Origin of the sequence: Actinomadura madurae, from assembly GCF_900115095.1 — a bacterium.
GTDB lineage: Bacteria > Actinomycetota > Actinomycetes > Streptosporangiales > Streptosporangiaceae > Spirillospora > Spirillospora madurae.
Genome location: NZ_FOVH01000006.1, coordinates 329327 through 341889 on the forward strand (window position 1 = coordinate 329327; position 12563 = coordinate 341889).

Annotated in this window: 12 protein-coding genes; 2 read left to right on the forward strand and 10 right to left on the reverse strand. The window is 76.7% G+C overall.

The features are described from left to right. Positions 1 to 38 precede the first annotated feature (38 nt). Positions 39 to 932 (forward strand): polysaccharide pyruvyl transferase family protein, encoded by an 894-nt coding sequence (locus BM339_RS19750; RefSeq protein ID WP_075021776.1) that lies wholly within the window; start codon positions 39 to 41, stop codon positions 930 to 932. Positions 933 to 987: 55 nt separating this feature from the next. Next, positions 988 to 1389: a DUF2267 domain-containing protein gene (locus tag BM339_RS19755; protein WP_021599440.1), complete on the forward strand. Its 402-nt coding sequence runs from the start codon at positions 988 to 990 to the stop codon at positions 1387 to 1389. Here BM339_RS19755 and BM339_RS19760 read toward each other — a convergent pair whose 3' ends face one another. From BM339_RS19760 to BM339_RS19805, 10 genes are read right to left on the reverse strand one after another with little or no spacing between them, the layout of a single operon-like run. Then, positions 1390 to 2346 carry an NAD-dependent epimerase/dehydratase family protein gene (locus tag BM339_RS19760; RefSeq protein WP_218163696.1) on the reverse strand — a complete coding sequence of 319 codons (957 nt, stop codon included), beginning with the start codon at positions 2344 to 2346 and terminating at the stop codon, positions 1390 to 1392. It lies immediately after the preceding gene. A gap of 10 nt (positions 2347 to 2356) precedes the next feature. Beyond that, a complete protein-coding gene (locus BM339_RS19765; protein WP_075021778.1) occupies positions 2357 to 3310 on the reverse strand; it encodes a glycosyltransferase family 9 protein in 954 nt (317 codons plus the stop codon). Next, entirely contained in the window at positions 3301 to 3978 is a 678-nt protein-coding gene (locus tag BM339_RS19770) for an SDR family oxidoreductase (RefSeq protein WP_075021779.1), read from the reverse strand. The genes BM339_RS19765 and BM339_RS19770 overlap by 10 nt, the downstream gene beginning before the upstream one ends. Then, positions 3975 to 5372 (reverse strand): D-glycero-beta-D-manno-heptose 1-phosphate adenylyltransferase, encoded by a 1398-nt coding sequence (gene rfaE2 / locus BM339_RS19775; protein WP_075021780.1) that lies wholly within the window; start codon positions 5370 to 5372, stop codon positions 3975 to 3977. The genes BM339_RS19770 and rfaE2 overlap by 4 nt, the downstream gene beginning before the upstream one ends. Further along, the gene (locus BM339_RS19780) at positions 5369 to 5971 is read right to left on the reverse strand and encodes a D-sedoheptulose-7-phosphate isomerase (RefSeq protein ID WP_083597760.1); all 603 of its coding nucleotides are present in this window, start codon (positions 5969 to 5971) and stop codon (positions 5369 to 5371) included. The genes rfaE2 and BM339_RS19780 overlap by 4 nt, the downstream gene beginning before the upstream one ends. Then, complete coding sequence (locus BM339_RS19785; protein WP_075021781.1) at positions 5971 to 7188, reverse strand: glycosyltransferase; 1218 nt, start codon at positions 7186 to 7188, stop codon at positions 5971 to 5973. Before BM339_RS19785 ends, BM339_RS19780 begins: the two co-directional genes overlap by 1 nt. Beyond that, positions 7185 to 8180, reverse strand: a complete 996-nt coding sequence (locus BM339_RS19790; protein ID WP_075021782.1) for a glycosyltransferase — start codon at positions 8178 to 8180, stop codon at positions 7185 to 7187. Before BM339_RS19790 ends, BM339_RS19785 begins: the two co-directional genes overlap by 4 nt. Then, positions 8177 to 9199: a glycosyltransferase family 9 protein gene (locus BM339_RS19795; protein WP_075021783.1), complete on the reverse strand. Its 1023-nt coding sequence runs from the start codon at positions 9197 to 9199 to the stop codon at positions 8177 to 8179. The genes BM339_RS19790 and BM339_RS19795 overlap by 4 nt, the downstream gene beginning before the upstream one ends. Then, complete coding sequence (locus BM339_RS19800) at positions 9196 to 10725, reverse strand: HAD-IIIA family hydrolase (RefSeq protein WP_075021784.1); 1530 nt, start codon at positions 10723 to 10725, stop codon at positions 9196 to 9198. Before BM339_RS19800 ends, BM339_RS19795 begins: the two co-directional genes overlap by 4 nt. Further along, positions 10722 to 12362: a carbamoyltransferase family protein gene (locus BM339_RS19805; protein ID WP_075021785.1), complete on the reverse strand. Its 1641-nt coding sequence runs from the start codon at positions 12360 to 12362 to the stop codon at positions 10722 to 10724. The genes BM339_RS19800 and BM339_RS19805 overlap by 4 nt, the downstream gene beginning before the upstream one ends. Positions 12363 to 12563: the final 201 nt, after the last annotated feature.

Genomic DNA, 12563 nt, shown 5'->3' on the forward strand with positions numbered 1-12563 from the left:
GGTAGCAGCCGGGGGAGACGGCGGAAGGCGGCTGGGCGATGCGCGTGCTGGTGACGGGATGGCCGAGCTTCCTGCACGGTGAGGCGACGGCGGGCGACGTGCTGGCGATGGAGGCGGTGCGGGCGGCGCTCGCCGGGGCGGGGGTCGACTGCGACCTGGCGTGGAGCCCGGTCTTCCGTCCGGGCGGTCTCGACCTCGACCACGCCGATCCGGCGTCCTACACGCATCTGGTGTTCGCCTGCGGTCCGCTGCACGGCGGCCAGATCGAGGACCTGCACCGCCGTTACGCGCAGTGCACGCGGGTCGCCGTCGGCGTGTCGGTGATCGAGCCGCGCGACCCGGCGGTCACGGGCTTCGACGCCGTCCTCGCGCGGGACACCCCCGTCGAGGCGCCGCGGCACGACCTCGCGGCGCTGCCCGCGACGCCGTCGGTGCCCGTGGCCGGTGTCGTCCTCGCACCCGGCCAGTCCGAGTACGGGCGGCGCCGGCGCCACGGGCAGGTCGAGCACGAGCTGACGGAGTGGCTCGCGTCGCGCGGGTGCGCGCGGCTCCCGCTGGACACCCGGCTGGATCCGCGCGACTGGCGCCTGTTCACGACGGCGGCCGAGCTCGAATCGGTGCTGCGCCGGCTGGACGTGGTGGTCACGACGCGGCTGCACGGCCTCGTCCTCGCGCTGAAGAACGGTGTCCCCGCGCTGGCCGTCGACCCGGTCGCCGGCGGCGCCAAGGTGGCGGCCCAAGCGCGGGCGTGGTCGTGGCCCGCCGTCCTGACCGTGCCCGCTCCGGCGCCGGACGGGCGCCTCTTGGACGTGCGGGAGCTGGACCGCTGGTGGGACTGGTGCCTGTCGGCCGAAGGGGCCGGGCGGGCCCCCGCGCTGCCGCCGGACGGGTCGGTGATCGGCGAGCTGCTGGACGTCCTCGGCGCGCGTTAGCCGCCGGACGATTCGGGCAGCCTCTGCATTTCACACGTAGAGAGGAGCGTCCGACATGCGGCACGAAGAGTTCATCGGACAGGTCCAGGACCGGGCGCGGCTCGGGGGATGGGGCGAGGCCGAGCGGGCGTCCCGCGCGACGCTGGAGACGCTCGGCGAGCGGGTGCCGGAGGGGCTCGCCGACAACCTCGCCGCGCAGCTGCCGCACGAGATCGGCGAGCACCTCCGCCGCACGGAGGTCTACGGCGGGGCGGGCTCCGGGGAGCGGTTCGACAGGCACGGGTTCATCGAGCGCGTCGCGATCAGGGCGGGCACCGACGAGGCGAAGGCCGCGTTCCTCGCGCGCAGCGTCCTCGGGGTGGTGGACGACGCCACCCAGGGCTCCATCACCGCCAAGGTGCGCCACGCCCTTCCCCCCGACATCCGCGACCTGCTGCCCGCGGGAGGCTCCGACTGATCAGGCGGGCTTGGCGACGGGCAGTTCCCGGGTGAACCACTCGATCGTGGCGCGCAGGCCCTCCTCGATCGTGAGACGCGGACGCCAGCCCAGCACCTGCTCGGCCAGCGAGGTGTCGGGCCGCCGGACGCGCGGGTCGTCCTGCGGGCGGTCCACGAAGCGGATGCCGGACGGCGAGCCGGTCAGCTCGATGATCAGCCGCGCCAGCTCGGCCATGGACACCTCGTACGGGCTGCCGACGTTGACCGGTCCCGGGTGCCCGGACGCGGCGAGCGCGAGGATGCCGCGGACGGTGTCGTCGACGTGGCAGATGGAGCGGGTCTGCGAGCCGTCCCCGGTGACGGTGAGGTCCTCGCCGGTCAGCGCCTGCCGCAGGAAGGTCGGGATGGCGCGGCCGTCGTCGGGGCGCATCCGCGGGCCGTAGCTGTTGAAGATCCGCACGATCGCGGTGTCCAGGCCGCGGGAGTGCCGGAACGCCGACGTCAGCGCCTCGCCGAACCGCTTGGCCTCGTCGTAGACGCTGCGAGGCCCGACGGGGTTCACGTTGCCCCAGTACGACTCGGGCTGGGGGTGCACCAGCGGGTCCCCGTACACCTCGGAGGTGGAGGCGAGGACGAACCGGGCGCCCTTGGCCTCGGCGAGGTTCAGCGCGTTGCGGGTGCCCTGGCTGCCGACCTCCAGCGTCTGGATCGGGTACCGCAGGTAGTCGGCCGGGGAAGCCGCCGACGCCAGGTGGAACACGTAGCCGACCTCGCCCGGGACGGTCACCGGCTCGGTGAGGTCGCGCCGCAGGAACCGGAAGTCCCGCCGCCCGGCCAGGTGCGCGATGTTGCGCGACGTCCCGGTCAGCAGGTTGTCCAGGCACACCACCGAGATGCCCCGGGCGAGCAGCGCCTCGCACAGATGGGAGCCGAGGAAGCCGGATCCTCCGGTGACGACGGCGCGTGGATGTCTCATCATGTCCCCTTCATCGGTTCTGGTGGGCGAGGGCTTCCCCGGCGGCCTCGACGACCCTGTCCGCGGGTATCTCCAGCAGGCCGGGACAGGGCTCGCGCCCGTGCGGGTCGCCGCGGCGCCCCGTCCACAGGACGTGGTGCTCGGCGCGGTCGGGCGGTCCCCACCGGCCGGGCGGCGTCGGGCCGAACAGCAGCACCGACGGCGTGCGGAACGCGGTCGCGAGGTGCGCGACGCCGGTGTCGCCGCAGACCACCAGCCGGGCGCCCGCGACGAGCGCGGCCAGCTCCGGCAGTGGCGTGCGGCCGGCGAGGTCGGCGGCCCCGTCCAGCCCGGCGAGCCGGACGACGCGGCGGGCGAGGTGCGCCTCGCCGGGCCCGCCGGTGACGACGACGCGCTCCCCTCCGTCCCGCAGCGCCGCCGCCACCGCGGCGAACCGCTCGGCGGGCCAGCGGCGCGCCGGGAACGCCGCGCCCGGATGGACGACGGCGGCGCCCGGCGCGGGCGACGGCACGGCGGGGACCGGCAGGTCCAGGTCGCCGGGGTCGGCGTCGAACCCGTACGCCGCGACGAGCCGGCACCAGCGGTCCACCTCGTGCTCGGCGGGGTCCCATTCCGGACCGCCGGGGTGGGACGGGCGGCAGGCGAACGCCAGCAGCCGGCCCGGGGAGAGGCCCGCGAGGAGCCGGTGGCTCCGCGGGCCGCTGCCGTGCAGGTTGACCGCCACGTCCACGGGGCCGGCGGGCCGCGGCGGGGCGTCCAGGCCGGACGCGGGCAGGACGCCGTCGACCGCGCCGGTGGCGCGGGCGAGCGGCGCGAGCGCGGCCGGCGCGGCGAGCGCGATCCGCGCCCGCGGCATCCCGCGCCGCAGCGCCCGCAGCGCGGGCACGGCGGTGAGCAGGTCGCCGAGGCCGAGCGCCCGCAGCACGAGCGCCCGGTCGGCGGCGCCGAGGCCTTCTACGGCCACGACGGCTCTTCGGAGGGGCACACGACCAGCTCGCGCACCTCGCAGCCGGCCGGCTGGGAGAGCGCGAACGCGACGGTCGCCGCGACGTCCTCCGGGCGGTTCAGCCTGGCGTCCGGTCCCGGCCTGTACCGGTCGGCGCGGCCGTCGAAGAACGCGGTGTCCATGCCGCCGGGCACGACCATGGTCACGGCGACCCGGCCGGCCATCTCGGCGGCGAGCGCCCGGGTGAACCCGACGACGCCGAACTTGGACGCGCAGTACGCGGTGGCGTCGCTCACCGCCCGGAACCCGAGCGTCGACGCGACGGTGACGACCCGCCCGTGCGGCTCGTTCTCCAGGTAGGGGAGCGCGGCCCGGACGACGGCGGCGGTGCCCAGCAGGTTCACCTGGACGACCCGTTCCCAGTCCTCGGCCGGGACGTCGCAGAGCGTCCCGCACGCGTCGATCCCGGCGGCGGTGACGACGGCGTTCAGCCCGCCCGCGGCGCGCGCCAGGCCGTGCACGGCGCGTTCCGCGCAGCGGCGGTCGGCGAGGTCGGCCTGCATGTGCTCGACGTCGTCCTTCGGCGGGTGCCGGTCGAGGACGAGGGGCCGCCCGCCGTCTTCGGCGACCCTGCGCGCGACGGCCGCGCCGAGTCCGGAGGCGCCGCCGGTGATGAGGACGTTCATGACGCGTTTCCCTTCGTCGTGGACAGCAGGCGCGTGGTGGAGCGCCCTTCCAGCAGAGGCAGCAGGACCACCTCGCCGTCGTGGGCCCGGACGGTCTCCGCCTCGGGCAGGGTCGTCCCGGCGTAGTCGGCGCCCTTGACCCACACGTCGGGGCGCAGCCGCTCCAGCAGCGTCGAGGGCGTGTCGTCGTCGAACACCACCGCGGCGTCGACGTCGCTGAGCGCCTCCAGCACCCGGACGCGGTCGGCGGCGGGCGTGACCGGGCGCGAGGGCCCCTTGCGGCGCCGCACGGACGCGTCGGAGTTGACGCAGACGATCAGGCAGTCGCCGAGCCGCCTTGCCTGCTGCAGCAGGCTGACGTGGCCCGCGTGCAGCAGGTCGAAGCAGCCGCCGGTCGCCACGACCGTGCCGCCCGCCCGCCGCGTCCGCTCGACGACGTCCCACGCGTCCTCGCCCCGCTCGGGCACGAGCCGGGCGGTGCCGGACTCGGCGAGCTGCGCCGCGACGGCCGCGGCGGCACCGGCCCGGACGAACTCCGAGGCCTGGCGGACACCCTCGGTGACGGCGGCGGCCAGGCCCGCGCCGTCGGCGAGCGCCCCGGCGGTCCCGGCCGCGAAGCTGTCGCCGGCCCCGCAGGTGTCGCCCCGCGCCGGCCGGGCGGGGGCGAGGAACGGCGCCTCCGACCCGTCGCACAGCAGGGCGCCCGCGGGGCCGAGCGTGACCGCGACGCCCTCGATGCGCCGGGAGCGGCCGAGGTAGCGGCCGCGCCGCCCGGCGGCCGACAGCCCGGAGCCGGTGATGTCGGCGCCGTCCGCGGCGGCGAGCCGCGCAGCCTCCTGCTCGTTCGGGGTGAGCAGCCGGGTGCCCGGCACCGGCGGCTCGCCGCGCGGATGCGGGTCCCACACGATGGGGACGCCGCCGGGCAGTTCCTCCAGCAGGGACCGGACGGCCCGGTGCCGGGCGACGCCGCGGCCGTAGTCGGCGACCAGCACGGCGCCGGCCCCCGCGATCGCGTCGGTGACGCGCGGACCGACGGGCCCGTCGAGGGCCTGCCCTTCCCCGGCGTCCAGGCGCGCCACCGACTGGCCTCCGGACCGGATGCGCAGCTTGCAGGGCGTGCCGCCGTGCAGGTGGAACGCGGCGACCTCCACGTGGTCCTCCAGCATCGCGCGCAGCCGCCGGCCCGGCTCGTCGTCGGCGAGCGCGGTGACCAGCACCACCTCCCGCCCCCCGGCCGCCGCCAGCAGCGCCGCGAGGCCCGCCCCGCCGGGGCGGGGGCGCTCCTCCGCCTGCTCGACGACGGGGACCGGCGCGTCCGGGCACAGCCGGCTGCTGCTGCCGACGATGTCGACGTCCAGCAGGACGTCGCCGACCACCACCAGCGGCGCGGTCACGGGGTCGCCCCGAGGGCCTCGTCGAGCACCCCGCACAGCAGGTGGATCGCGGCGAGGTGGACCTCCTGGACGGTCGAGGCGGCGGTGGTCCGCACGGTGACCGCGTCGTCGCAGGCCTCGGCGAGCGGGTTCGGGCCCGGCCCGGTGAGCGCCCACGCGGTCATCCCGAGCAGCCGGGCCCGGCGCGCCGCCGCGACCACGTTCGGGCTGCGCCCGCTGGTCGACAGGCACACCAGTACGTCGCCGGGACGGCCGTGCGCCCGTACCTGCCGCTCGAACACGCTGGCCGGACCGTAGTCGTTGCCGATCGCGGTGAACGAGGAGGTGTCGGCGTGCAGCGCGATCGCCGACAGCGGGCACCGCTCGTTCTCAAAGCGGCCGACGAGCTCGGCGGTCAGGTGCTGCGCCTCGGCGGCGCTGCCGCCGTTGCCGCAGGCCAGCAGCCGCCCGCCGGCGCGCAGCACGAGGGCCAGCCGGCGCCCCCAGGCCTCGATCGCGGGGACCCGCTCGCGGAACAGCAGCGCCGCCTCGGCGAGCGCCTCCAGCCGCCGGTCGTGGACGGTGGACGCGCGGGTCGGAAGGCTTGGCTCGGCGGTCATCAGGCGGCCACCCCGCTCAGGGCGGCGGCGCGCTGGTACACCTCGGCCGTGCCGGCGGCCACGCGCGCCCACGAGTACCGCTCGCGCGCCCGGCCGGCGCTCGCGAACCCCATCGCGGCGCGCGCCGCCGGGTCGTCCAGCAGGGCCCGGATCGCGGCGGCGGCCCCTTCCGGGTCGCGCGGCGGGACGAGGGCCCCGGTGACACCGTCGGCGACGGTGTCGAGGTGGCCGCCGACGGCGCTCGCCACCACCGGGACGCCGCAGGCCATGGCCTCCAGCGGCACCATGCCGAACGGCTCGTACCAGGGCAGCGTGACCACGAGGCTCGCCGACCGCAGCAGCGGCGGGACCGCGTCGCGGCCGAGCCTGCCGAGGAACTCCACCCGCGAGGAGACGCCCGCGTTCCGCGCCACCTTCCGCAGCCTGCGCACCTCCGGGTCGCGGTTCAGCTCACCGTGCGGCGGGCCGCCGGCGATCGTGAGCACGGCGTCCGGGAGATGCGCCAGCGCGCGGATCGCCGTGTCGACGCCCTTGCGCTCGACGAGCCGCGACAGCACCACCAGCCGGTGCCGCCCGCCCTCGCCGGACGCGGGGCCCTCGGGGGTGAACAGGTCCAGGTCGACCCCGCACGGCACCACCCGGACGCGGTCGCGGGGCACGCCCATCGCCGCCAGCTCGGCGACCTCGTCCGAGCAGGTCGCGATGACGGAGTCGGCGCCGCGCCCGATCGCGCGCTCCAGCCGGATGCGCGAGGCGGGGCTGGTGTCCCCGCCGCCCTGGTGGCGGCGCTTGACCGTGCCGAGCGCGTGGTAGGTCTGCACCACCGGAACGCGCCGCGCCCCGGCCGGCTGCGCGGCCTGGATCGCGGCGAGGCCGCTCATCCAGAAATGGGCGTGCGCGACGTCCGGCGGGTCCGCCGCCCAGCGCCGCTCCAGGTACGTCCCGAAGTCGCGCATCCAGGGGAGCAGGTCGTCCTTGGCGACGTGCTCGGGCGGGCCCGCCGGCACGTGCTCGACGGTCGCGCCGGGCGCGAGCCGCACCCGCTCGGGCAGGTCGCGGGAGTCCCGCCGGGTGTAGACGGTGACGTCGTGCCCTTGGCGGCCGAGCTCGGTGGCCAGTTCCGCGACGAACACGTTCTGCCCGCCGCCGTCGGCCCCGCCGAGGCCGCCGTCGGCGGCGAGCGGGCTGGCGTGCTCGGAGATCATGGCAATCCTCATCGCGTTACCTCCTGGAGAGTTCGCCGCCAGTCCCGCAGGAAGCGCGGCAGGCCGTACCGGTCGACGGCGAAGGCCCGCGCCTCCTTGCCCATCTGGCGCGCGTGCGGCGGGTCGGAGGCCAGGGCCCGCGCCGCGTCCGCCAGGGCGGCGACGCGCGTGGACAGCACCCCGGCCTCGGGTGGCACCGCCTCGACCGCCTCGGTGGTGGCGAGCGCCACCACGGGCAGGCCGAGCATCATGGCCTCGATCAGGGTGAGGCCGAGGGACGTCCACCGGTAGGGGTGGACGTAGACGCGGCGGCGGGCGAGCTCCTCGTGCATGCTCGCCTGCGGCAGGTCCTCGAACGTCCAGAGCGACTCGGGCGGGATGCCGAGGCGTTCGGGGACGCCCGCGACGTTCATGCCGAACAGGTCGAGGGGGACGGCGGCGGCCAGCTCGGCGAGCAGGTCGGTGCCGCAGACGCGGCCCCGGCGCAGCGGGTCGTTGATGACGGCGCCGGCCCGCGGCATGTCGGCGGTGTACCGGTAGCCGGGGTCGACGACGCCGTGCTCGATGACCGTGGTCGGCGCCCGGCCGCAGTTCCAGAACAGCTGGTTGAAGTGGGTGACGTGCACGACGGGGATGTCGGAGCGGTCGTGCAGGAAGTGCCGGCTGTCCGGGACGACCTCCTCCGGGAGCCCGATGTCGGACGGGGTGCGGCGGGGCGTGTCGTGCTCGACGTAGACGGCGGGGACGTCCCTTCCCGGGCGGCGCCCGAGCCACTTCTCGGCGAGCCGCAGTTCGTGCGGGCGCTGCAGGACGACCGCGTCGACGTCCTCGTCGCGGAGCCGCTCCGGCGGGACCTCGATCGCGCGGTCCGGCCAGTGGAAGGTGTCGGGGCGGCCCTTGCCGTCCGGTCCGCGGTCGGGCGTGACGGGGACGAGCGTGGTCTGCGGGCCGTGCACGAACGACGTCGCCCACGAGCCGTGCACGTGCCACATCAGGACTCTCATCGGGCGGGCACCTCCTCCTCCGCCGGCGGGGCCTTGGCGACGACCTCGACGGCCGCCGCCACCTCCTCCGCGCCGACGGACGCCAGGCACGGGTGCCCGTCGACCGGGCACTCGCGGGCCCGGCTGTCCCGGCACGGAGCCCGCTGGTCGCCGAGCAGCGCCAGCGGGACGCCGAACGGCGCCCACCGCGCCGCCGGCACCGTGGGCGCGAACAGCGACACGACCGGCGTGCCCACGGCCGCCGCCAGGTGCGCCGGGCCGGTGTTGCCGGCGACGACGGCGCGCGCGCCCGCCAGCACGGACGCCAGCTCCGGCAGGCTCGTGCGCCCGCCGAGGTCGAGCCCGTCCTCGCCGGCGACCTGCGCGGTCAGCTCCTTCTCGTCCCGGTGGCCCGTCACGACCACCCGGTGCCCCGCCCCGGCCAGCAGCCGCACCGCCTTGGCGCAGTGCCCCGGCGGCCAGGCGCGCGCGGGCACCGAGGTGCCCGGATGCACCACCACGTACCCGGGCCCGCCGGTGAGGTGGCCGGTGTCGGGCAGCGGCTCCCGGACGCGCAGCCGGGTGTCGGCGGGGGAGGGGAAGCCGGCGTCCTCGGCGAGCGCGAGCATGCGCAGCGGTTCGGGGACGTCGGAGTCCGGCCGGTGCCGCAGGTCGAGCAGCGAGCCCGGGTAGTCCTCGCTGATGCCGCCGATCCAGGGCGTCCCGGCGAGGCGCAGCAGCAGCGCGAGCGGCAGCGGCGACTGGTGGAAGGAGGTGAGGATCAGCGCCCGGTCGAACCCCCGCAGGTCCCGGACGAGCCCGTCGATCGCGGCCCGCTCGACGGGGACGTGGTCGGGGTCGATCCACGGCGCGCGCCACTCGATGACGCGGTCGACGCCGGGCAGCAGGCCGGCGGCGGCGCGCCCGCGCGGCCCGCACAGCAGCACGACCTCGTCGGCGCGTCCGGCGACCGCCCGCACGGCGGGCCCGGCGAGCAGCACGTCGCCTAGGTTGTCCTGGCGTGCGACGAGGACCCTCATCGGCGCCGCCTTCCGCCGAGGACCAGATCGACGGCGGCGTCCAGCGTCGGCGCCGTCTCGGCCGCCAGCGCGATCTCGGCGGCGCGGGTCCGGCCGGTCGGGACGAGGATGCCGCGCGCCCCGGCCGCCGCGGCGGCCTCGACGTCGCCGCCGATGTCGCCGATGACGGCGCAGTCGGAGGGCGCCACGCCGAGCCGCTCGGCCGCGCGCTCGATCAGGCCCGGGCGCGGCTTGCGGCACCCGCACCCGTCGCCGCCGTCGTGCGGGCAGAACTCCCACACGTCGATGCGGCCGAGGATCTCCTCGACGCGGGCGTTGACGCGCCGCACGTCACCGGCCGTGAGGCGCCCCTTGGCGACGCCCGACTGGTTGGACACGACGCCGATCCGCACGCCGTGCCGGCGGAGCCGGTCGAGGGCGCGGCGGGCGCCGGGCATCGGTTCGACGCGGGCCGGGTCGCCGTTGTAGGGGACGTCCCTGATCAGGGTGTCGTCGCGGTCGAACAGCACGGCCCGCGGCCCGCCCCAGACCCGTGCCCGGCGGTGGACGGCGAGTCCCCGGAGCCGGTGCCGGACGGCGACCGGCGGGATCACGGCGCTGGTGACGAGCATCGTCGTGACCTCGCGGGGTGTCTTCGGGCCCGGCCGGATCCGCTCGGCGGCGAACCGTGCCATCAGCGCCGTCCAGGCGGCTCCGGCGGCGAGCGCGACGGCCGCGCCGCCCCTGGCGCGAGGTGCCGCGGGGACGGCGGCCAAGGCGGCGAGCCCCGCCGCGGTGGTGAGGACGTGGCGGCGGAGGAGCCCCCGGCCCTCACCGGCCCTGGTACGCCACGACGTGCCGTGCACGCGCCACATGAGGACGTCGTCGGCGTTCCCGGCCTGGGCCCGCACCGACGCCCAGAACCCGGCCGGACGGACCGGGTGGGTCACCCGCCGCTCCCCGCGGACCAGCGCGTGGCCGGCGTCCAGCGCGCGGAGCGCGAGGTCGGCGTCCTCCCGGTAGGCGCGGCGGAACCGCTCGTCGAAGCCGCCGAGGCCGGCGAGGACGCGGCGGCGGTAGGCCATGTCGGCGGTGATCCAGTCGGCGTCCGCGAGCCCCGCGGTGTTGCGCTCCCAGTCGGTCGGCGGCCGGTCGTCCGGCAGCGGGACGGTGACGCGGCCCTGCGAGCCGGCGGCCTCGGGCGGCAGGGCGGCCAGGTCGGCGGCCAGCCTGGCGGGCCACCCCGGTTCGGGCACGACGTCGTCGTCCAGGAAGGCGACCCACGGCGTCGTGGCGGCGCGCCAGCCGGCGTTGCGCGCGGCGGCGGGCCCGCGGCCCCCGGACCTGATCACCCGGATCTCCGGCCCCGCGGACGGCGGCAGCGGCAGCGGCGCGCCGGGCGCGGGGCGGTCGTCCACCACGATGATCTCGCGCGGCGCGGGTCCCGCCCCGCCCTCCGGGGAGGCGAGCAGCGCGTGCAGGGTCAGCCGCAGGCTCTCCCTGCCGAGGGTCGGGATGACCACGGTGATGACCACGGTGTGGTTCATCGGGCGTGCACCTCCCGGCGCCTCACCACGAACGGTCCGATGGCGAGCAGGTCGACCGGCGCGGAGCCGAAGCACTCCAGCGCGTCGCGCGGGTCGTCCACCATGGGGCGGCCGGCGGTGTTCAGGCTGGTGTTCACCAGGACGGGCAGGCCGGTGCGGCGGCGGAACTCCTCCAGCAGGCGGTGCGCCAGCGGCTCGTCCTCCGCGGCGACCGTCTGGATGCGGGCGGTGCCGTCCACGTGCACGACGGCGGGGATCCGCTCGCGCCACTCCGGTCTCACCCGGTGCACGAAGAGCATGTACGGGCTCGGCAGCGGCCCCTCGAAGATCCCGGCCGCGTGCCCGAGCGCGACCATCGGCGCGATCGGCCGGAACTGCTCGCGGCCCTTGACGTCGTTGAGGCGCTCGACGTTGCCCGCGTGCCCGGGGTGGGCGAGGAGCGAGCGGTGCCCGAGCGCGCGGGGGCCGAACTCCGAGCGGCCCTGGAACCACGCCACGATCTCGTCGCGGGCCAGCGCGTCCGCCACGGTGGCGGCGAGGTCGTCCGGCCGCGCGTAGGGGATCCCGGCGGTGTCGAGCCGGGCGGCGATCTCCCGGTCGTCCCAGTGCCGGCCGAGGTCCGGGCCCGGCATCGCCGCGAGCGGGTCGCCCCCGGACCGGGCGATGTGGAGGGCGGCGCCGAGCGACGTGCCGGCGTCACCCGCCGCGGGCTGGACCCAGATGTCCTCGTAGGGGCCGGCCTCGGCCAGGCGGGTGTTCGCGACGCAGTTGAGCGCGACGCCGCCGGCGAGCATGAGGCGGCGGGAACCGGTCCGCCCGTGCAGCCATGCCGCGAGGTCGAGCAGCACCTCCTCCAGCCGCGCCTGGACGCTCGCCGCCAGGTCGGCGTGGTCGCGGGTCCATTCGCCGCCCGGCGCGCGGGCCTTCGCGAGGGCGCCCCAGTCGATCGGGGCGGCCGCGAAGCCCCCCTCGCCGGTCGCGCGCACGTGTTCGCGGAGCTCGTTCAGGAAGCGCGGCTCGCCGTAGGACGCCAGCGCCATGACCTTGTACTCGTCGCTGGAGCGCAGGAAGCCGAGGTGCTCGGTGAGGTCCTCGTACATGAGGCCCAGCGAGTGCGGGAGGCGCTGGGCGTGCAGCGCTGTCAGGACGCCGCCCTCGTACGTCCCGGCCAGGTGCGAGTGCGACTCGCCGCGGCCGTCGAGGACCAGCACGTCCCCGTCGCCGGGCCGGGGGGCGGCGAGCGCCGCGGACGCGGCGTGCGCCACATGGTGCGGGACGTACCGGACGATCCCGGGGTCGAGCCCCGGCAGGGCCGTCGCCAGGAAGTTCGGCGCGCGCCGCGCGTACAGGGTCCGCAGCCTTTCCCACTGCGTGTCGTGGCCGTCGAGACCGGGCTCCACAAGAGCGGGGTCGTAGGAGTAGGCGACGGCGTCGAGGTCGCCGGGTTCGAGCCCGGCGGATTCCAGGCACCACCGGGCGGCCTGCTCCGGCAGTTCCCATCCGGAGAACGGAACCGGGCGTTTCCCGTGCTTGCGGCGGCTGAAGCGCTCCTCTTCCGCCGCGGCGACGACGGTACCGTCCGACACCAGCGCGGCGGCCGGGTCATGGAAGATCGCGTTGATTCCGAGCACGCGCATGGGAGCCCCGTTTCGGTGCAGCGTTCGGTGATCCGGCGGGTGCCTTCGTCGTAGACACCGGCCTGGCGGTCTCGCCGGGGAAGTGAATCCCCTATAGGTGATTCGACATTGCCGGGAACCGTGGACCTAAACTCCGAAGTCAGAAAAGTCGCAGTTAGCCGAACTAGCAGGTCATGCGGTATTTGCACACATAGACCGGAA

Excerpts from the sequence above, each read along its gene's own strand:
- BM339_RS19750 (WP_075021776.1), top strand. The coding sequence starts at position 39 with ATGCGCGTGCTGGTGACGGGATGGCCGAGCTTCCTGCACGGTGAGGCG.
- BM339_RS19755 (WP_021599440.1), top strand. The coding sequence starts at position 988 with ATGCGGCACGAAGAGTTCATCGGACAGGTCCAGGACCGGGCGCGGCTC.
- BM339_RS19760 (WP_218163696.1), bottom strand. The coding sequence starts at position 2,346 with ATGAGACATCCACGCGCCGTCGTCACCGGAGGATCCGGCTTCCTCGGC.
- BM339_RS19770 (WP_075021779.1), bottom strand. The coding sequence starts at position 3,978 with ATGAACGTCCTCATCACCGGCGGCGCCTCCGGACTCGGCGCGGCCGTC.
- BM339_RS19780 (WP_083597760.1), bottom strand. The coding sequence starts at position 5,971 with ATGACCGCCGAGCCAAGCCTTCCGACCCGCGCGTCCACCGTCCACGAC.
- BM339_RS19785 (WP_075021781.1), bottom strand. The coding sequence starts at position 7,188 with ATGAGGATTGCCATGATCTCCGAGCACGCCAGCCCGCTCGCCGCCGAC.
- BM339_RS19790 (WP_075021782.1), bottom strand. The coding sequence starts at position 8,180 with ATGAGAGTCCTGATGTGGCACGTGCACGGCTCGTGGGCGACGTCGTTC.
- BM339_RS19795 (WP_075021783.1), bottom strand. The coding sequence starts at position 9,199 with ATGAGGGTCCTCGTCGCACGCCAGGACAACCTAGGCGACGTGCTGCTC.
- BM339_RS19800 (WP_075021784.1), bottom strand. The coding sequence starts at position 10,725 with ATGAACCACACCGTGGTCATCACCGTGGTCATCCCGACCCTCGGCAGG.
- BM339_RS19805 (WP_075021785.1), bottom strand. The coding sequence starts at position 12,362 with ATGCGCGTGCTCGGAATCAACGCGATCTTCCATGACCCGGCCGCCGCG.